This window comes from Acidovorax sp. Root275, from assembly GCF_001428965.1.
Classification (GTDB): Bacteria; Pseudomonadota; Gammaproteobacteria; order Burkholderiales; family Burkholderiaceae_C; genus Acidovorax; species Acidovorax radicis.
In genome coordinates this window covers 208,879-226,818 of sequence record NZ_LMJH01000010.1, presented here as the reverse complement: position 1 = coordinate 226,818, position 17,940 = coordinate 208,879, and the positions used below count along the sequence as shown (strand labels likewise).

Genomic DNA, 17,940 nt, shown 5'->3' with positions numbered 1-17,940 from the left:
GAGAGAGGAGCGTGCCGTGCTGTTGACCCTGGTTATTGTTTACCTGCTGATCACTATCGGCATTGGGCTCTTGGCAGCCCGGCGCGTGAAGAACGCGGCGGACTTTGCCATCGCCGGGCGGCATCTGCCGCTGTACATGATCATCACCACCACGTTTGCCACGTGGTTCGGTTCGGAAACGGTGCTGGGCATTCCGGCCAAGTTCATCGAGGGCGGCCTTGGCAATGTCGTGGAAGATCCGTTCGGCGCCGGCTTCTGCCTGATCCTGGTGGGCCTGTTCTTTGCGGGCAAGCTTTACCGCATGACGCTGCTGACCATCAGCGATTACTACCGGGAGCGCTACGGCCGCACGGTGGAGGTCGTCTGCTCGCTCATCATCATGCTCAGCTATCTGGGCTGGGTCTCGGCCCAGGTCACTGCGCTGGGCCTGGTGTTCAACCTGCTTTCGGGCGGCTCCATCAGTATTCCCATGGGCATGACCATCGGTGTGGTGTCCATCCTGGCGTACACGTTGTTTGGCGGCATGTGGTCGGTGGCGGTGACGGACTTCATCCAGATGATCATTCTGGTGGTGGGGCTGGCTGTGATTGCCGTGTTCGCGGGCAACATGGCCGGCGGCGCTGGCAAGGTCATCGAATTCGCATCCAGCCGCGAGTTGTTCCGCTTCCTGCCCGAGCCCAAGTTCCATGACGTGGTTTTCTTCATTGCAGCGGGCGTGACCATGATGTTTGGCTCCATCCCGCAGCAGGACGTGTTCCAGCGTGTCATGTCGGCCAACAACATCCAGGCGGCCACGCGCGGCCCGGTGATTGGCGGCATCTGCTACATCCTGTTCGCCTTCGTGCCCATGTTCCTGGTGGCCAGTGCGCTCATCATCATGCCCACCGAGACAGCCGCGCTGCTCAAGGACGATCCGCAAAAGGTGCTGCCCACGTTGGTGCTGGAGAAGATGCCGTTTGTGATGCAGGTGCTGTTTTTTGGTGCACTGCTGTCGGCGCTCAAGTCCACGGCCTCGGCCACGCTGCTGGCGCCCAGCGTGACCTTTACGGAGAACATCTGGCGGCAGTTCCGTCCGCACAGCTCTGACAAGCAGCATCTGCGGACCATGCGCATCACCACCCTGGTGTTCAGCGCCTGCGTGTTGGCGTATGCCATCTACATGCAGGGCACGTCGATTTACGAACTGGTGTCGGGCGCCTACCAGGTGCCGCTGGTGGGTGCCTTTGTGCCCCTGGTTTTTGGTCTCTACTGGAAACGTGCCACCACCCAAGGGGCCATATTTGCCATTGTGCTGGGGCTGGTGACCTGGTTGCTGTTCCTGGCAACGCCCGCCGGTGTTGTCTTCCCCGCGCAGCTGGCAGGCCTGCTCGCGGCGCTGGCGGGCATGCTGGTCGGCTCGTTGGGCCCGCAGGCCATCCGCAACAGCCACGCATCCCATCACAAGCTGGTCGGGACGGAGTAACGCTGTGGAGATGGACGTGCCGCCTATAATTGAGGGTTTTGCACTTTCCCTCAACACTCTGACATGCCTATCTACGCCTACAAATGCGGCTCCTGCGGCTATGCCAAGGATGTGCTGCAAAAAATCTCCGACGCGCCCCTGACGGTGTGCCCCGCCTGTGGTGCGGAGGCATTTTCCAAGCAAGTCACTGCGGCGGGCTTCCAGCTCAAGGGTTCGGGTTGGTACGTGACCGATTTTCGCGGTGGCAGCAGCGGCAATTCTGCCCCCGCGACCGACAGCAAGGCAGAGCCGAAAGCCGACGCTGCGGCACCTGCCAGTTCTGGTGATGCTCCTAAAAAAGAAGCGCCTAGTGCTGATGCATCAAGCGCTGGCGGCAGTTCTGCCTCTTCAACCCCCTCCGCGAGCTGAGTCACCCTCATGGCTGCCCTGCGCAAATGGCTGTTGACAGGCCTTCTGGTGATCGTGCCGGGAGTGATCACGGCGTGGGTGCTCAACTGGATTGTGAGCACCCTGGACCAGACCCTGCAAATCCTGCCGGGCGCATGGCATCCCGACAAGCTGCTGGGCGTCCACGTGCCCGGCTTTGGTGTGGTGCTCACTCTGCTGATCCTGCTGGTGGTGGGCGCCATTGCCAGCAACTTCGCCGGCCGCAAGCTGGTGCAGTGGGGCGATGCGGTGGTGCACCGCATCCCCGTGGTGCGCTCCATCTACTCCAGCGTCAAGCAGGTCTCCGATACGCTGTTTTCCGAAAGCGGCAACGCCTTTCGCAAGGCGGTGCTGGTGCAGTGGCCGCGCGAGGGTGTCTGGACCGTGGCCTTCGTCACCGGGGCGCCCAACGGCGAGGTGGCCGCCTATCTGCGTGACGAGTTCGTGAGTGTGTATGTGCCCACCACGCCCAACCCCACGGGCGGCTATTTCGTGATGCTGCGCAAGAGCGACTGCGTCGAGCTCGACATGAGCGTGGACTCAGCCCTCAAATACATCGTTTCGATGGGTGTGGTCGCTCCGGCGGACCCCACGCTCATTTCTCCGGGTAAGTGAATCCCTTTTAATGCGCCCCCCGGGCGCCGGAAGTTTCTGCCATGGCCATGCGTTCCCACTATTGCGGTCTTGTGACCGAAGCCCTGATGGGCCAAACCGTCACCCTGTCGGGCTGGGTGAACCGCCGCCGCGATCATGGCGGCGTGATCTTCATCGACCTGCGCGACCGCGAAGGCTATGTGCAGGTGGTGTGCGACCCGGACCGTGCCGAGATGTTCAAGACCGCCGAAGACGTGCGCAACGAGTTCTGCGTGCAGGTGGTGGGCCTGGTGCGCCCCCGTCCCGACGGCACCACCAACGACAAGCTCAAGAGCGGCCAGATCGAAGTGCTGTGCCACGAGCTGAACGTGCTCAACCCATCGGTCACGCCTCCGTTCCAGATGGACGACGAAAACCTGTCGGAAACCACGCGCCTCACGCACCGCGTGATGGACCTGCGCCGCCCGCACATGCAGCGCAACATGATGCTGCGCTACAAGACCTCCATCCAGGTGCGCAACTTCCTGGACAAGGAAGGCTTCATCGACATCGAGACGCCCATGCTGGGCAAGAGCACGCCCGAAGGCGCGCGCGACTACCTGGTGCCCAGCCGCGTGCACGACGGCCAGTTCTTTGCGCTGCCCCAGTCGCCCCAGCTGTACAAGCAGATGCTGATGGTGGCCGGCTACGACCGCTACTACCAGATCACCAAGTGCTTCCGCGACGAAGACCTGCGCGCCGACCGCCAGCCCGAGTTCACGCAGATCGACTGCGAGACCTCGTTCCTGGGTGAGGAAGAAATCCGCGCGATCTTCCAGCGCATGATCGCTGAGGTGTTCCAGCAGCAGTTGGGTGTCGACCTGGGCGAATTCCCCATCATGACGTACCAGGAAGCGGCTTTCCGCTTCGGCTCCGACAAGCCTGACCTGCGTGTGAAGCTCGAATTCACCGAGCTGACCGAAGTGATGAAGGACGTGGACTTCAAGGTCTTCTCCGCCCCCGCCACCACCAAGGGTGGCCGTGTGGTGGCCCTGCGCGTGCCCGGTGGCTCGCAGATCTCGCGCGGCGAGATCGATGCGTACACCGAGTTCGTGAAGATCTACGGCGCCAAGGGCCTGGCCTGGATCAAGGTCAACGAAGTGGCCAATGGCCGCGAGGGCCTGCAGTCGCCCATCGTGAAGAACCTGCACGACGCGGCCATCGCCGAGATCCTGAAGCGCACCGGTGCGCAAGACGGTGACTTGCTGTTCTTCGGTGCTGACAAGGAAAAGGTCGTCAACGATTCCATCGGCGCGCTGCGCCTGAAGGTCGGCCACAGCGAATTCGGCAAGAAAAACGGCCTGTTCGAAAGCCGCTGGGCGCCGCTGTGGGTGGTGGACTTCCCGATGTTCGAGCATGACGAAGAAAACGACCGCTGGGCCGCCGTGCACCACCCCTTCACGTCGCCAAAGGATGGCCACGAGGACCTGATGGACACAGACCCTGGCAAATGCATCGCCAAGGCCTACGACATGGTGCTCAACGGCTGGGAGCTGGGTGGCGGTTCGGTGCGTATCCACCGCGCCGATGTGCAAAAGAAGGTGTTCGATGCACTCAAGATCACGCCCGAAGACGCACAGGCCAAGTTCGGCTACCTGCTCGATGCCCTGCAGTACGGTGCGCCTCCACACGGTGGCCTGGCTTTCGGCCTGGACCGCCTGATCACGCTGATGACCGGTGCAGAGTCGATCCGCGATGTGATCGCGTTCCCCAAGACCCAGCGCGCCCAGGATCTGCTCACGCAGGCGCCTTCGCCCGTGGACGAAAAGCAGCTGCGCGAACTGCACATCCGCCTGCGCAACATCGACGCTGTCAAGGCAGCTTGATCCGGGGCTTTCCCCGAACCCAGCAGATGCACTCCTGTGGCATCGCACTACAAAAAGCGGCAAGGGTCTGGCGGCCCGCGCCGCTTTTTTCTTGGCGAGCTCTGGACTCCAGGGTGCAAGCGCTGAAAGGAAACTCTCCATGCTTTCAATGAAAACCCCTGTCTTGCTGATGGGTGTGGTGCTGCTGGCCCTCGCGGGTTGCGGCGAGAAAAAAACCGAACTGGGCCAGGGCGGCTCCGTGGTGACGGGCTCGGCGGGACCGGCAGGCGCACACAACGCAGCGCGCGAACTGCTGCGCTGCGAGGCCCCGGTGGCCACGCTGGCGCTGGCCGAGAATCCCAATGGCTACACCATGGGCTCGGGCTACCAGTTGCCGGCGTCGCCGGTGCCCCTGGTCAAGCTGCTGGCCCAGCAAAGTGGGTGTTTTCGGGTGGTGGACCGTTCGGCCGGGCTGCGCGGAACCATTCAGGAACAAGACCTGAAGGAATCTGGCGTGCTGCGCAAGAACTCCACCGTGTCCAAGGGCAAGGGCTATGAGGCGCAGTACACGCTGACACCCAGCCTCACTTTCAGTGAGCAAGATGCCGGGCGCGGCCTGGCCGGGGTGATCGCCATGATCCCGGTACTGCGAGACGTTGCCGGTCTGGCGGGGCTGGTGGAGCAGGTCAAGTTCAAGGAAGCGCAGACGGCCTTGCTGCTGTCCGACAACGAAACGACTGAGCAGGTTGCGGCAGCCACTGGGGCGGCGCGCACCACCGACCTGGGCGTGGGTGGGCTTGTGTTCGGCAAGCTGGGGGGCGCCGCGGGGGCCGGGTGGAGCAATACCAACGAAGGCAAGGTCATCGCCGCAGCGTTTCTGGATGCGCACAACCAGCTGGTGGCGCAGGTCAGGGCACTGCAGGCCAAGGAGTTGCCACCGCCGGTTCCTGCCACCACCACGGCTGCCCCGCGTTCCAAGGGGGCGGGTAGCGCGGCGCCATGACGGCAGCCCAGCAGCGGCCCTACAAGCTTCCGGAGTCGGTGCTGGTGGTCATCCACACTCCGGCCCTGGAGGTGCTGCTGATCCGCCGCACAGGCGGGGACGGGCATTGGCAGTCCGTCACCGGCAGCAAGGATCGACTGGATGAAGCTTTTGAGGAAACCGCGCGCCGCGAAGTGGCTGAGGAAACCGGCATTGACGCGCAGGCTACCGGCTGCGTGCTGACCGACTGGGCGCTGGAGAATGTCTACGACATCTGGCCGCAATGGCTGCACCGTTATGCACCGGGGGTTGTGCGCAACCGCGAGCGGGTGTTTGGCTTGTGTGTGCCTGCAGGCACGCCCGTGGTGCTGAGTCCGCGCGAACACGATGATTTCGAATGGCTGCCTTGGCAGCGTGCGGCCGAGCGCTGTTTCTCGGCCTCCAATGCCGAGGCCTGCCTGCTTCTTCCACGGTTCACTACGCAACAGGCGAAGTAGCGCGAACCGAGCGCCACCTGGAGCCTTCGCTCATTTGCTTTTGGCGAGGGTCTGGATCAGGTGGTCTGAAAAGCCCTCTGCCGCTGGCGAGGTGGCGCGCCGCGCGGGGCTGTAAAGGCACACGTAGCGCATCACCTCCGGTGACAAGATGCGGCGGCGCACCAGTCCCAGTGGCTTGGCCAGTGCGCCCACATAGTCGGGCGCCAGCGTCGCAGCCACATCGGCGGCAGCCAGGCCCATGGCGGTGGAGATGTTGTCCACGATCTCCACCGGCGTCACCCGCTGCCCGCTGGGCAGGCCGGTGTGCATCTGCGCCACGCTGCGTTCGTGGTCCCGGCCGGCGGCCACCAGCGGGTAGGCGTGCAGCTGGTCCCAGGTCACGCTGCGCTTGTGGGCCAGGGGATGGGTGGGTGCGCACCACAGCACCCAGGGGCTCTCGAACAGCTGGATGCGCGTGACATCGTCACCACAAGCGCGATCCGGGCCCAGGGCCAAATCGGCGTCGCCGCTGGCGACCGCATCGACGAGTTTTTCCACGGGTACGTCGCGGATATGGATGCGCACCTTGGGTCGTTTTTGCACATAGGCCTTGATGGCCTTGGGCAGGATCACGCTGGCCACGACCAGCGGTGCGGCAATCCGCACGATGCCCGCTGCGCGGTTGCGCACATCGCTGGCGGCCATCTGCGCCATGCGCAGGTGCTTGAGCACGGACTCAGCCGAAGCGAGAAACTCCCGTCCGGCGCTGGTGATGTCCACCCGGCGTGTGCTGCGCTCGAACAGCTTGAAGCCGAGCGCGTCTTCCAGCTCACTCACGAGCTGGCTTACCGCCGAGGGGGTGAGTGCCACACGGTCTGCGGTGGCCGCGAAGCTGCGCAGTTCGGCCACGGTGACAAAGGCTTCGAGTTGGCGTGGCGTGAAGTGGGGCAGAGACATGGCTGGCGCGGTGGGGTCGCTGGGGTGGTTCCATTCATTAGACCATCTTCACAATCCGGAAGAAAGCATTGATTGTGGTCAAGGAAAGCGCTGCAGATACTTCGCGACGGAACGGGCAAGGCTGCCTCGCCCTGTTGTCTGATTGGAGAACCCCCTTGAGCACCGACACCCTGAACGTCGCCGGCATTGCCGTATCGCCCCACCACTACATCGACGGCCAGCGCGTGGCCTCGGACCTGCGCTTCGACCTGCACTCGCCCATCGACCAGGCGCTGCTGGGCCGCATCAGCGAGGGCTCGCCGGCCCATGTGGACGCAGCCGTCACTGCGGCGACGCGTGCCTTCCCGGCGTGGAGCGCGCTCACGGCGGCCGAGCGCAAGCCCTACCTCGACCGCTTTGCCGCCGAGATCGGCCAGCGTGCCGAGGCCTTCTGCACGCTCGAATCCAACGATGCGGGCGTGCTGCTCTCGCGCATGAAGCACGGCGTGGTGCCGCGCGCCATGCTCAACATCACCTGGTTCGCCGAGCATGCGCTGACCCTTCAGGACCTGCCCATCGAGACCGAGCAGGCGACCCACCTCGTGCGCCACGACCCGGCCGGCGTGGTGGCCATCATCACGCCCTGGAACGCGCCGCTGATGCTGGCCACCTGGAAGCTTGGCCCGGCGCTGGCCGCAGGCAACTGTGTCATCGTCAAGCCGCCGGAATGGGCGCCGCTGACCAGCAGCCTGCTGGCCGATTGCGCGCACGCGGCCGGCCTGCCACCCGGGGTGTTCAACATCGTGCAGGGGGCGGGTGCCAGCACCGGTGCGCGCTTGGTCAGCGACCCGCGCCTGGCGCGTGTCTCGTTCACCGGCTCGGTGCCCACGGCCAAGTGGATCGCGCAGTCGGCCGGCGCCAACCTCGTGCCCTGCAGCCTAGAGCTGGGCGGCAAGTCGGCCTTCATCGTGCTGGAAGACGCCGACATCGACAACGCTGCCGCCACCGGCGCGCTGATGTACCGCAACGCCGGCCAGGTGTGCCTGGCGGGCACGCGTTTCCTGGTGCACCGCAAGGTGCACGATGCCTTCGTGGCTGCCCTGCGCGGCTATGTCGAAAAGCTCACCGTGGGCGACCCGCGCGAGGCGGCCACCGAGGTCGGGCCCATCATCCACCCGCGCCAGGTTGAGCGCGTGCACGGTTTTGTGCAGCGCGCCGTGGCCGATGGCGCCACGCTGCTCTGGGGCGGGGCGCACCACCTTTTCGGTGCGCAGTACTACCAGCCCACGCTGCTCACCGATGTGCGCCAGGACAGCGAGATCGTGCAAAACGAGGTCTTCGGCCCGGTGCTCACGCTGCAAACCTTCGACAGCGACGAGGAGGCCATTGCCCTGGCCAACGGCACCGACTACGGCCTGGGTGGCGTCTGCTACGGCCAAGCGGAACACGCCAGCGCCGTGGCGCAGCAGGTGCGCACGGGCTTCATCTGGGTCAACAGCTTTGGCATCCGCGACCTGGCCGCGCCGTTTGGCGGCATCAAGCGCAGCGGCGTGGGCCGCGAGGGCGGGGACTGGAGCTTCGAGTTCTTCTGCGACGTCAAGGATGTCGTCGTCCCCAAAAAGCCGTTCCGCGCGAGTTTCAGCCACCGCTAAGACACATCCAGAGGAGACACACACCATGGGAAGCATCGTTGGCGCCGCCATCGTCTCGCACCACCCCGGCCTGATGCAGTGCGAGGAGTTCCGCGTGTTGCAGGGCGCGGGGGCCGACTCGGACCTGATCCCCGGCTACGCGCGCCTGCGCGAGCGCATCGCCGAGGCTCGGCCCGACGTGGTCATCATTTTCGACTCGCACTGGTTCACCACCGGCTACCACCTGGTGGACGGTGCCGCGCGCTACCAGGGCACCTACATCTCGGACGAGATGCCCTGGTACCTGCACGGCGTGCCCTACGACTACCGGGGCCACCCCGACCTGGCGCTCGAAATCGAGGCCGTGTCGCGCGAGCACAAGGGCTACAACCGTGTCATCAACCACCCCGATCTGGGCAAGCAGTACGCCACCATCAACCTGGTCAAGCACCTGCGCCTGGAGCGCAGCGACACGCCGGTGGTCACCGTGAGCTCGTGCCAGAACTGCGACTGGCGCCACTTCCTGAAATCGGGTGAAGCGATTGCCGAGGCCGTGCGCCGCAGCGGCCTGCGCGTGCTGCTGCTGGCATCGGGCGCGCTGAGCCACAAGTTCAACCCCATCGACTGGAAGCCGACCCACCCGCGTATCTTCCACGAGAGCAATGTCTCGCGCCCCGAGAACATCATGAGCGACAAGGGCGCCATCGCGCTGATGGAGCAGGGCCGGCACGACGTGGTGCTCGACCGCTGGCAGGACGAGTACCGCAAGATGCCCTGGGAGGCCTTCGGCGCGCACTACCTGCAGATGCTGGGCGCCATGGGCGGGGCCGACTGCCGCGCCCGCGGCGTGGCCTTGTCGGCCTACGAGAACGCCCGCGGCACGGGCAATGTGCACATGTGGTTCGATGGCGAAGAAGCGGCCCGGAGGCTGGAGGTGGCGGCATGAACTTCGAATTCCCGATCACCGAACTGCCCGCCGTGATGCGGGGCCCGCGCGTGGAGCGCCGCCGCGTGCTGGTGGGCGGCAGCGCCTGCTGGGGTACCCTCGTGGAAGAGGGCGCGCAGCAGGGGCAACTTCGCCTGGACGATGGCCGCGTGGTGGACCCGGCCACGGTGCAGCACCTGCCGCCGGTCTCGCCCAGCAAGGTCATCGCGGTGCACATCTCGTACAGCTCGCGCAGCTTCGAGACGCGCAACCAGCCCAAACCGACCGAGACACCGACCTATTTCACCAAGCCACCGACCTCGGTCAACGGCCATGGCTGCGAGATCCACAAGCCCGCCGACAGCCTGTACCTGAACTACGAGGGCGAATACGCCGTGGTCATCGGCAAGACCTGCCGCAACGTGCTGCCCGACGAGGCGTGGGACTACATCGAAGGCTTTTGCCCGGCGCTCGACATGGGCCTGCAAAACTACCGCGACACCGACCAGGGCAGCATGCTGCGCGTGAAGGGCGCGGATACGCTGCTGCCCATCGGCCCGGGCATCGTGCGCGGCGTGAACCTGTTCGAACAGACGCTGCGCACCTACCGCAACGGCCTGGTGGTGCAGGAGGCGCACATCGGCGACGAGACCATCTGGGGCCCGCACTACGTGGTGGCCGACATCGCACGCCACATCACCCTGGTGCCGGGCGACGTGATCCTGATGGGCACCCCCTGCCATTCGCGCTCGGTGGACCGGGGTGACCTGGTGGAGTGCGAGATCACCGGCCTGGGACGCCTGGCCGGCACCGTGGTCGCCATCGACGCACCGCGGGCCTCGGCCCTGGGCGTGGGCCACCAGCCCACCGACAGCCCCGAGGTGCGGCGCGTGGCCTGCGGCTTCGACGAGCGCGTGCCCGAGCACCTCAAGGCCAATTACCGGCAGGCGGCCAAGAAATAACCCACAACGAGACCCGGAGACAACGCATGACGAAATCCTCGCCCACCCCTTCCCGCCGCGACATCCTGCAACTGGCCCTGGCCGGCGCCGCAGGCACGCTGCCCTTCATGGCCCAGGCCCAGGCCATCGACACCGTGAAGATCCTGGCCGGCTTTGCCGCCGGCGGCACCGTGGACACCCTGGCGCGCCGCGTGGCCACCCAGATCACGGGCGGCTATGCCAAGTCGGCCGTGGTGGAGAACAAGACCGGCGCGGGCGGGCAGATCGCCATCACCACGCTCAAGGCCGCCCCGGCGGACGGCGCCACGCTGCTGGCCACGCCCATGTCCATGCTGGGCATCTACCCCCACACCTACAAGAAGCTGCCCTACGACCCGGTGGCCGACGTGACGCCCGTCTCGCTGGGCGTGGTGTTCGACATGGGCTTTGCCGTGGGCCCGCAGGTGCCGGCCTCGGTGAAGACCGTGCCCGAGTTCCTGGAGTGGTGCAAGGCCAACCCCACGGGCGCGAACTTCGGCTCGCCCGCACCGGGCTCGGTGCCGCACTTCGTGGGCGAACTCATCAGCCGCGCGGGCAAGGTGGACATGCGCCACGTGGGCTTTCGCGGCTCGCAGCCGGCCATCCTGGACCTGCTGGGCGGGCAGATCGCGGCCGTCTCGGCGCCGGTAGGTGAATTTTTGCCGCACCTTCAGGGCGGCAAGATCCGCGTGCTGGCCACCTCGGGCGCCACGCGCAACAAGTTCATGCCGGGTGTCAGCACGCTGATCGAGCAGGGCTACAAGGACATGGCCTACAACGAATGGTTCGGCTTTTTCCTGCCGGGCAAGGCATCGGCCGATGTGGTGCAAAAGGCCAATGCCGCCATCCGCACCGCGCTGGCGGACAAGGACGTGATCGCCGGGCTGGCCGCGATGGGGCTGGAGGCGCGCTCGTCCACGCCGGCCGAGCTGGCGGCGCTGCTCAAGGCCGATGGCGACAAATGGGGGCCCATCGTGAAGGCCATCGGTTTCACGGCGGAATCCTGAGGACGCACAGATGCTTGACGACGCACTGATCCAGCAGTTGGCCCGGGAGTTGCACCAGGCCGAGAAGACCCGCGTGCAGGTGGAGCATTTCTCCAAGCGCCACCCCGGCATGACGGTGCAGGACGGCTATGCCATCTCGCGCGCCTGGGTGGCGATGAAGATCGCCGAGGGGCGCACGGTGCGCGGCCACAAGATCGGCCTGACCTCGCGCGCCATGCAGGTTGCCAGCCAGATCACCGAGCCGGACTTTGGCACCCTGCTGGACGACATGTTCTTTGCCGAGGGCGGCGACATCCCCGTGCAGCGCTTCATCCTGCCGCGCGTGGAGGTGGAGCTGGCCTTCGTGCTCAACAAGCCGCTGCGCGGCGAGCCGGGGCGCCCCCCGGTGAACATCTTCGACGTGCTGGCCGCCACCGAGTACGTGGTGCCCGCCATCGAGATCATCGACGCGCGCATCGAGCAGCACGACCGCCACACCGGCGTGATGCGCAAGGTGTTCGACACCATCTCGGACAACGCGGCCAACGCCGGCATCGTCACCGGCGGGCGCCCCGTGCGGCCCGATGCGGTGGACCTGCGCTGGTGCGGCGCGCTGCTCTACAAGAACGGGGTGATCGAGGAGTCGGGCCTGGCCGCGGCCGTGCTCAACCACCCGGCCACGGGGGTGGCCTGGCTGGCCAACAAGCTCGCGCCCTATGGCGAGGGGCTGAAGGCGGGCGAGGTGGTGCTGGGCGGCTCGTTCACGCGGCCCGTGGCGGCCGCCGCGGGCGACACCTTCCATGCGGATTACGGGCCGCTGGGCAACATCGCGTTCCGCTTCGTCTGAGGGGGAGCTGTGCAGACACCGGTGAACACCTTCAAGCAGGCGCTGGCAGCGCGCACGCCACAGATCGGCCTGTGGTTTGGCCTGGCCAGCGGCTATGCGGCCGAACTCGTGGCGGGCGCCGGCTTCGACTGGCTGCTGATCGACGGCGAGCATGCGCCCAACGACGTGCCGCGCGTGCTGGAGCAGTTGCAGGGCGTGGCCAGCGCGCGCGCCATGTTGGGTGCGGGCCCGCACCCAGTGGCCCGGGTGCCCGTGGGCGACACGGCACTGATCAAGCAGTACCTGGACATCGGCGCGCAGACCCTGTTGGTGCCCATGGTGGATACGCCCGAGCAGGCCGCGCAGCTGGTGCGTGCCATGCGCTACCCGCAGGACGACGGGCAAGGCGGCATCCGCGGCCTGGGCGCGGGGCTGGCGCGCGCTTCGCAGTGGATGCGCTACCCCGGCTACCTGAAGGAGGCCAATGCCCAGGTGTGCCTGCTGGCGCAGGCCGAAAGCGGCCTCGCCATCGAGAACCTGGATGCGATCGCCCGCACGCCGGGCGTGGACGGCGTCTTCTTCGGCCCGGCCGACCTGTCGGCCAGCATGGGCCATGTGGGCAACCCCGGGCACCCGGAGGTACAGGCGGCCATTGAGAGCGGGATACGCCGCGTGCTGGCCGCAGGCAAGGCGCCCGGCATCCTGATGGCCGATGAAAAGCTCGCACGTCGTTACCTGGAGCTGGGCGCCGTCTTCGTGGCCGTAGGGGTGGACACGAGCGTGCTGGTGGCCGCCACGCGCGACCTGGCGGCGCGCTATGGCAGGCCGGTGTGCCTGGGTCCTTCCGTTGCCGCACCATCGCCGCCAGCCGTGTACTGAAAGCGGCAGTGGGCAGGCGATGAAGGCGGAGTGCCTATCCCAATGGCCGCAGCCTGAGCCTGTCCAGCGGATCGTCAGGCTCCGAGCTGTCAGTCTCACTGGGGTCGTCATCGCTCAACGCCCTGGTGGCGGGGCCCGTCTCGGCCGCGTTGCGTGAACGGATGACCACGCCGCCGGGCCTCCGTTCGCTGTCTTGCCCCAGGATGGCGCGCACCGGGGTGCTGCCCACGCGGGCGCGCAAGGCGTCGATGGCTTCCTGCAGCGGTTCCGGCGACGCCATGCGTGCCCGGTGGCGCAGCAGCACCTGCTGGGACATGTCCACCAATTTGGAATTGAGTGTTTTCTCGGCCTGGGCCAGCAGATGATGGACTGCGCCTGCCGGGTCTCCATGCAGGCTTTGCGCCATCGCGGCCTCGGCGGTTTTGTTGATGTGGAGCAGGCACTCGCGCACCAGATCGCCGTAGGGCGTGTGCAGGTTGCAGGCATTGGCCAGCAGTTCGGTCAGGCCGCGCGTGTTGGCATAGCGCATGCCGAGCGCACGCACCCAACCCTCGCTGTCCGACAGATCGATCGACGTGACGGCCAGCACCGCCAGCAGGCTGCCCAGGTTGCACGCGGCCTCGAAATCAAAGCTGCTGGACGTGATCTCGCGTGCCATGCTGCGCACCGACTCCACCGCCTGCGAGAACTGCCGCTGCTGGATGAGCTGCAGCGTGCGCGCCACCTCGGCAAAGCGCTGCACGCGGGCGCTACCCTGGTGCCGCTCCAGAATGCGGCCAAAGTCGGCCATGCAGCGCTCGATGCCCTTGCGATCGTTCTCGGCAAAGTACGAGAACGTGAGCAGCACCAGCGACTGGAAGTCAAACAGCTTGGAGTCGATGCCCAGGATGGCGGCCCGTGCCAGCACCTTGGTGGCGGTTTCGCGGTCGCCCATGTAGTACGACATCATTCCCAGCTTCTGCAGGCGCACCACCGAATCCGGCGTCAGGCCGCTGGCCGTGCGGTAGGTTTCGATGGCCTGCGAGAAATTGCCCAGCTCCACCTGTGCCCGGCCCAGCACGTCGTAGGCATCGGCAAACGAGGCATCTTCGCCAATCAGCTCCTGCAAGGTGGTCACGGCGCGTGCCGCCTGGCCCGATTCGATCTGCGCGCGCGCCACGCCCAGTTTGGCCCAGGGCAGGGCGCGGGCAGCGATCACGGCCTCGAACAGCGTGCGGGCCTCGTCGTGGCGGCCCAGGCGCAGCAGCAACTCGGAGCCAATGCGCGCGGCGTACAGCCAATAGGGTTGGCGCGACTCGAAGCGGGCCACGCACAGGCGGGCAGCCCGCTCGAAATCTTCGGCCTCGATGGCGTCAAAAATTGGGCGCAGATGGATCTTGCGCAGGCGTGCCAGGCTCAGGCGCTCGAACAGCGCGCTGGGCGTGAACGGCTTGAGCAGGTAGCCATCGAGTGCGGATTCGGCGGCTTCGGCCACGGCGGCATACGAAGCCTCGGACGTGACCATGAAAAACACGGTGGAAAACGGCAGGAGCTGTGCGCGCCGCAGGTCGTCCAGCAAGGTCTGGCCTGAGTAGCCGCCTTCGCCAAAGTATTGTTCGCACAACACATAGTCGAACACGGTGTGCTCCAGCCGGTTGCGTGCGTCCTGCACACGGCTGCATTGCACGATGCGGGTCACGCCGTACTCGCGCAGCTGGCCCACGAGGATGCTGCGTGAGGTGGCGTTGCTGTCGACAATGAGCGCCAGCACCGCAGGGGCGGCAGATGGAACGGTCTCGGTAGCCATTCAGGGTGTGTACCGGTCCCGCTGGAGCGGGGGAGTGGATGTAACCCAGTGTAAGGCGCTGGTGCCCCTGGCAGCGTCGTACAAACCCGCAGCCAGTGCGGCTTGCGACACAATCAGACTATGCAACACGACGACATTCTGCGGGTGGCCACCTACAACATCCACAAAGGCGTACAAGGCATCGGCCCGGCGCGCAGGCTGGAGATCCACAACCTGGGGCTGGCGGTAGAGCAACTCGACGCCGACATCGTCTGCCTGCAGGAAGTGCGCAAGCTTCACCGGCGGGAACAGGCGTATTTTCAGCGCTGGCCCGAGCTGCCCCAGGCCGAGTTCCTGGCCCCCGAGGGCTATGAGGCCGTGTACCGCACCAATGCCATCACCAAACATGGCGAGCACGGCAATGCCCTGCTGTCGCGCTGGCCCGTGATCGGCCACCAGCACGAGGACATCTCGGACCACCGCTTCGAGCAGCGCGGGCTGCTGCATGTGGAGGTGGACGCCCATGGCCGCCGCATCCATGTGATCGTGGTGCACCTGGGGCTGATCCCGGGCAGCCGCATCCGCCAGATCGAGCGCCTGCAGCGCTTCATCGAACGCGAGGTGCCGCCCGGCGCGCCCCTGGTGGTGGCCGGCGATTTCAACGACTGGGGTTTGCAGATCAAGCGCATGCTGGCCGGTTTTGCGCTGCATGAGTTTGATGCGCCCCGCGCCTTCACGTATCCCGCGCGGCTGCCGCTTGCCCAGTTGGACCATGTGTATGTGCGTGGCCTCACGCCCTTGTCGCTGCACGTGCCGCGCGGCCGCATCTGGTGGCGCATGTCGGACCATTTGCCGCTGATTGCGGAGTTCAGGCTTTGAACGCCCCCCTGAGTCGCTTCGCGCCTTCCCCCGTGGGGGGACGCCACCCGTGGCCTGGCAAAGCCAGTTCCACGGTGGCACTGGCCTTGGGCGCGCCCGTTTCCACATTCGCTGGCGGTGCGCTGCATGGTGGATGGGCGCGATGAGCAAGAAGTCGTTGTTCCGGGCTCACAGGGCTGAGTTTTCGGACGACCACCGGGTGCGCTTGCTGCAAGGGGCCGAGGAGCTGTTTCCCGCCCTGATCGAGGCCATGGATGCGGCGCTGTCGGACATCCAGTTTGAAACCTACATTTTTGATTTCACCGGTGCCGGCGCGGCGGTGGCCGAGGCGCTGATGCGGGCCGCCGAGCGCGGCGTGCGCACCCAGTTGGTGGTGGATGGGGTGGGCACGGGCACATTGCCGCACAGCTGGGCAGAACGCTTGCAGGCCTCGGGGGTGGAGTACCGCGTGTATTCCCCCTTGGGGCCGTTGGGCCTGCTGTTGCCCCACCGGTGGCGCCGGCTGCACCGCAAGCTGTGCGTGGTGGATGGATGCATGCTGTTTTGCGGCGGCATCAATGTACTGGACGACTTTCACGACCCCAACTACGGCACGCTGGATGCGCCGCGCTTTGACTTTGCCGTGCAGGCCACCGGCAGCCTGGTCGCGCCGGCCAGCGAAACCATGGACCAGCTGTGGTGGCGCATGCAGGCAGTGCGCGACGTGCGCCAACGCCGCCTGCCCGAAGCCCTGCAGGCCCTGCGCGCCGCCAGCGCGGCCCGGCATGCCGTGCAGACTGCGGAGGCAGGCCCGCCCATGCGGGCCGCGCTGGTGCTGCGCGACAACGTGCGCAACCGCAGCCGCATCGAGAAAGCCTACCGCCGGGCCATCGGCGCGGCACGGCACGAAGTCATCATCGCCAACGCCTACTTCATGCCCGGCGGCAAGCTGCGCCGCGCGTTGGTGATGGCCGCGCGCCGGGGCGTGCGCGTGCGCTTGCTGCTGCAGGGGCGCTACGAGTACTTCATGCAGTACCACGCGGCGCGGCCGGTGTATGGCGCGCTGCTGGAGGCCGGAGTGGAGATCCACGAATACGCGCCCAGCTTCCTGCACGCCAAGGTGGCGGTCATCGACGCGCTGGGCGAAAACCCCTGGGCCACCGTGGGCTCGTCCAACCTGGATCCCCTGAGCCTGCTGCTGGCGCGCGAGGCCAACGTGGTGGTGGAAGACGCCGCCTTTGCCACCGACCTGCGCCAGCGCCTGGTGCACGCCATGCAACACGCTGGCCGGCGCATGGACCCGGCGCGTTACGCGAACCGCCCCCTGCGCCAGCGCGTCCTGGATCGCATCGCCTTCGGCCTCATGCGGCTGGCGCTGTGGGTCACTGGAAACCGGTATTGAAGACCCCTCTGACCCGCAGCCCGCAGGGGACGCCACCGGGCGAAGCCGGTTCCACGGCGGCACTTGCTGAGGGTGCGCCGCTTGCCTGCGCCCCGGGGGCTGATTCGCGCCAGGGACGACGGAATCCTGCAGGATTGTTTGCTATTATTTTGGTAGCTATTTGCGCTTGTCCAACAAGCGCTAGGGGCCTAAAACCCTTGGAATCCATGCCCTGGCATTCGCTGTTACGATTCTGGCCATGTCCAGCCAACCCGCCGCCGATATGACGCCCACCCCGCCGGATGATGAAGGCACGCCCGTCTCCGTGAAGATTCGCGAGCGCCTTGCCGCTGCCCGCAAGCGCTTTCATGCCAACGACAACATTGCAGAGTTCATCGAGCCCGGTGAGCTGGAGAAGCTGCTCGATGAGGTCGAGGTCAAGATGCAGGGTGTGCTCGACAGCATGGTGATCAACACCGAGGGCGACCACAACACCAACAACACCGCACGCCGCGTGGCCAAGATGTACCTCAACGAGGTGTTCAAGGGCCGCTACGTGGCGCAGCCGGCCATCACGGAATTCCCCAACGCCGAGCACCTCAACGAGCTGATGATCGTCGGCCCCATCACCGTGCGCAGTGCCTGCAGCCACCATTTCTGCCCGGTCATCGGCAAGATCTGGATCGGCGTGATGCCCAACGAACACACCAACGTGATCGGCCTGTCCAAGTACGCGCGCCTGGTCGACTGGGTGATGGGCCGCCCGCAGATCCAGGAAGAAGCCGTGGTGCAGCTGGCCGATCTGATCATGGAAAAGACCCAGCCCGACGGCCTGGCGATCGTGATGGAAGCCAGCCACTTCTGCATGTCCTGGCGCGGTGTCCGCGAGATGGACAGCAAGATGATCAACTCCGTGATGCGCGGCGTGTTCCTCAAGGACAGTGCCCTGCGTCGCGAATTTTTGTCACTCATCCCGGGAAGGAACTAAC

General features: G+C 66.1%; 17 protein-coding genes. 15 read left to right on the top strand and 2 right to left on the bottom strand.

Annotated features, from left to right (window positions below; translation table 11 throughout):
* Positions 1-16: 16 nt before the first annotated feature.
* From ASE52_RS20435 to nudB, 6 genes are all read left to right on the top strand, one after another.
* Entirely contained in the window at positions 17-1,462 is a 1,446-nt protein-coding gene (locus ASE52_RS20435) for a sodium:solute symporter family protein (protein WP_057228831.1), read from the top strand.
* Positions 1,463-1,525: 63 nt separating this feature from the next.
* Positions 1,526-1,870 carry an FmdB family zinc ribbon protein gene (locus tag ASE52_RS20430; RefSeq protein WP_057228829.1) on the top strand — a complete coding sequence of 115 codons (345 nt, stop codon included), beginning with the start codon at positions 1,526-1,528 and terminating at the stop codon, positions 1,868-1,870.
* A 9-nt stretch (positions 1,871-1,879) separates the two neighbouring features.
* Positions 1,880-2,503: a DUF502 domain-containing protein gene (locus ASE52_RS20425; RefSeq protein ID WP_010461944.1), complete on the top strand. Its 624-nt coding sequence runs from the start codon at positions 1,880-1,882 to the stop codon at positions 2,501-2,503.
* Between the two features lie 41 nt (positions 2,504-2,544).
* Entirely contained in the window at positions 2,545-4,347 is a 1,803-nt protein-coding gene (gene aspS, locus ASE52_RS20420) for an aspartate--tRNA ligase (RefSeq protein ID WP_010461942.1), read from the top strand.
* Between the two features lie 148 nt (positions 4,348-4,495).
* On the top strand, positions 4,496-5,329 hold the full coding sequence (locus ASE52_RS20415; RefSeq protein WP_198928155.1) for a CsgG/HfaB family protein: 834 nt from the start codon (positions 4,496-4,498) through the stop codon (positions 5,327-5,329).
* Positions 5,326-5,805 (top strand): dihydroneopterin triphosphate diphosphatase, encoded by a 480-nt coding sequence (nudB, locus tag ASE52_RS20410; RefSeq protein ID WP_057228826.1) that lies wholly within the window; start codon positions 5,326-5,328, stop codon positions 5,803-5,805. Before ASE52_RS20415 ends, nudB begins: the two co-directional genes overlap by 4 nt.
* A gap of 30 nt (positions 5,806-5,835) precedes the next feature.
* Here the strand turns inward: nudB and ASE52_RS20405 are convergent, their stop codons facing one another.
* Positions 5,836-6,741 carry a LysR family transcriptional regulator gene (locus ASE52_RS20405; protein WP_057228824.1) on the bottom strand — a complete coding sequence of 302 codons (906 nt, stop codon included), beginning with the start codon at positions 6,739-6,741 and terminating at the stop codon, positions 5,836-5,838.
* A 155-nt stretch (positions 6,742-6,896) separates the two neighbouring features.
* On the opposite strand from ASE52_RS20405, the gene ASE52_RS20400 reads away from it, so the two are divergent.
* Genes ASE52_RS20400 through ASE52_RS20375 form a run of 6 tightly spaced genes read left to right on the top strand, consistent with a single transcriptional unit; the run spans position 6,897 to position 12,947 of the window.
* Complete coding sequence (locus tag ASE52_RS20400; protein WP_057228822.1) at positions 6,897-8,372, top strand: aldehyde dehydrogenase; 1,476 nt, start codon at positions 6,897-6,899, stop codon at positions 8,370-8,372.
* Positions 8,373-8,397: 25 nt separating this feature from the next.
* Entirely contained in the window at positions 8,398-9,297 is a 900-nt protein-coding gene (locus ASE52_RS20395; RefSeq protein WP_057228821.1) for an extradiol ring-cleavage dioxygenase, read from the top strand.
* Positions 9,294-10,238, top strand: coding sequence for a fumarylacetoacetate hydrolase family protein (locus ASE52_RS20390; protein ID WP_057228819.1), 945 nt, complete (start codon positions 9,294-9,296; stop codon positions 10,236-10,238). The genes ASE52_RS20395 and ASE52_RS20390 overlap by 4 nt, the downstream gene beginning before the upstream one ends.
* A 26-nt stretch (positions 10,239-10,264) precedes the next feature.
* Complete coding sequence (locus tag ASE52_RS20385; protein WP_057228817.1) at positions 10,265-11,263, top strand: Bug family tripartite tricarboxylate transporter substrate binding protein; 999 nt, start codon at positions 10,265-10,267, stop codon at positions 11,261-11,263.
* 10 nt (positions 11,264-11,273) lie between these two features.
* Positions 11,274-12,089, top strand: coding sequence for a 2-oxo-hept-4-ene-1,7-dioate hydratase (gene hpaH / locus ASE52_RS20380; RefSeq protein WP_057228815.1), 816 nt, complete (start codon positions 11,274-11,276; stop codon positions 12,087-12,089).
* A gap of 9 nt (positions 12,090-12,098) precedes the next feature.
* Complete coding sequence (locus ASE52_RS20375; protein WP_057228813.1) at positions 12,099-12,947, top strand: aldolase/citrate lyase family protein; 849 nt, start codon at positions 12,099-12,101, stop codon at positions 12,945-12,947.
* Between the two features lie 34 nt (positions 12,948-12,981).
* Here the strand turns inward: ASE52_RS20375 and ASE52_RS20370 are convergent, their stop codons facing one another.
* Positions 12,982-14,733, bottom strand: a complete 1,752-nt coding sequence (locus ASE52_RS20370) for a tetratricopeptide repeat-containing response regulator (protein ID WP_057228811.1) — start codon at positions 14,731-14,733, stop codon at positions 12,982-12,984.
* A gap of 120 nt (positions 14,734-14,853) precedes the next feature.
* Here ASE52_RS20370 and ASE52_RS20365 point away from each other — a divergent pair, with 120 nt between their 5' ends.
* The 3 genes from ASE52_RS20365 to folE all read left to right on the top strand — a co-directional run bounded on the left by ASE52_RS20365 (position 14,854) and on the right by folE (position 17,939).
* Positions 14,854-15,591, top strand: a complete 738-nt coding sequence (locus ASE52_RS20365) for an endonuclease/exonuclease/phosphatase family protein (RefSeq protein WP_010461924.1) — start codon at positions 14,854-14,856, stop codon at positions 15,589-15,591.
* Between the two features lie 142 nt (positions 15,592-15,733).
* On the top strand, positions 15,734-16,972 hold the full coding sequence (clsB, locus tag ASE52_RS20360; RefSeq protein WP_057229635.1) for a cardiolipin synthase ClsB: 1,239 nt from the start codon (positions 15,734-15,736) through the stop codon (positions 16,970-16,972).
* Positions 16,973-17,210: 238 nt separating this feature from the next.
* On the top strand, positions 17,211-17,939 hold the full coding sequence (gene folE, locus ASE52_RS20355) for a GTP cyclohydrolase I (RefSeq protein WP_057228809.1): 729 nt from the start codon (positions 17,211-17,213) through the stop codon (positions 17,937-17,939).
* Position 17,940: the final 1 nt, after the last annotated feature.

Bases quoted from the DNA above. Each gene is read 5' to 3' on its own strand.
- ASE52_RS20430 (WP_057228829.1), top strand. From the start codon at position 1,526: ATGCCTATCTACGCCTACAAATGCGGCTCCTGCGGCTATGCCAAGGAT.
- ASE52_RS20425 (WP_010461944.1), top strand. From the start codon at position 1,880: ATGGCTGCCCTGCGCAAATGGCTGTTGACAGGCCTTCTGGTGATCGTG.
- aspS (WP_010461942.1), top strand. From the start codon at position 2,545: ATGGCCATGCGTTCCCACTATTGCGGTCTTGTGACCGAAGCCCTGATG.
- ASE52_RS20415 (WP_198928155.1), top strand. From the start codon at position 4,496: ATGAAAACCCCTGTCTTGCTGATGGGTGTGGTGCTGCTGGCCCTCGCG.
- nudB (WP_057228826.1), top strand. From the start codon at position 5,326: ATGACGGCAGCCCAGCAGCGGCCCTACAAGCTTCCGGAGTCGGTGCTG.
- ASE52_RS20405 (WP_057228824.1), bottom strand. From the start codon at position 6,741: ATGTCTCTGCCCCACTTCACGCCACGCCAACTCGAAGCCTTTGTCACC.
- ASE52_RS20395 (WP_057228821.1), top strand. From the start codon at position 8,398: ATGGGAAGCATCGTTGGCGCCGCCATCGTCTCGCACCACCCCGGCCTG.
- ASE52_RS20390 (WP_057228819.1), top strand. From the start codon at position 9,294: ATGAACTTCGAATTCCCGATCACCGAACTGCCCGCCGTGATGCGGGGC.
- ASE52_RS20385 (WP_057228817.1), top strand. From the start codon at position 10,265: ATGACGAAATCCTCGCCCACCCCTTCCCGCCGCGACATCCTGCAACTG.
- hpaH (WP_057228815.1), top strand. From the start codon at position 11,274: ATGCTTGACGACGCACTGATCCAGCAGTTGGCCCGGGAGTTGCACCAG.
- ASE52_RS20370 (WP_057228811.1), bottom strand. From the start codon at position 14,733: ATGGCTACCGAGACCGTTCCATCTGCCGCCCCTGCGGTGCTGGCGCTC.
- ASE52_RS20365 (WP_010461924.1), top strand. From the start codon at position 14,854: ATGCAACACGACGACATTCTGCGGGTGGCCACCTACAACATCCACAAA.
- clsB (WP_057229635.1), top strand. From the start codon at position 15,734: ATGAGCAAGAAGTCGTTGTTCCGGGCTCACAGGGCTGAGTTTTCGGAC.
- folE (WP_057228809.1), top strand. From the start codon at position 17,211: ATGTCCAGCCAACCCGCCGCCGATATGACGCCCACCCCGCCGGATGAT.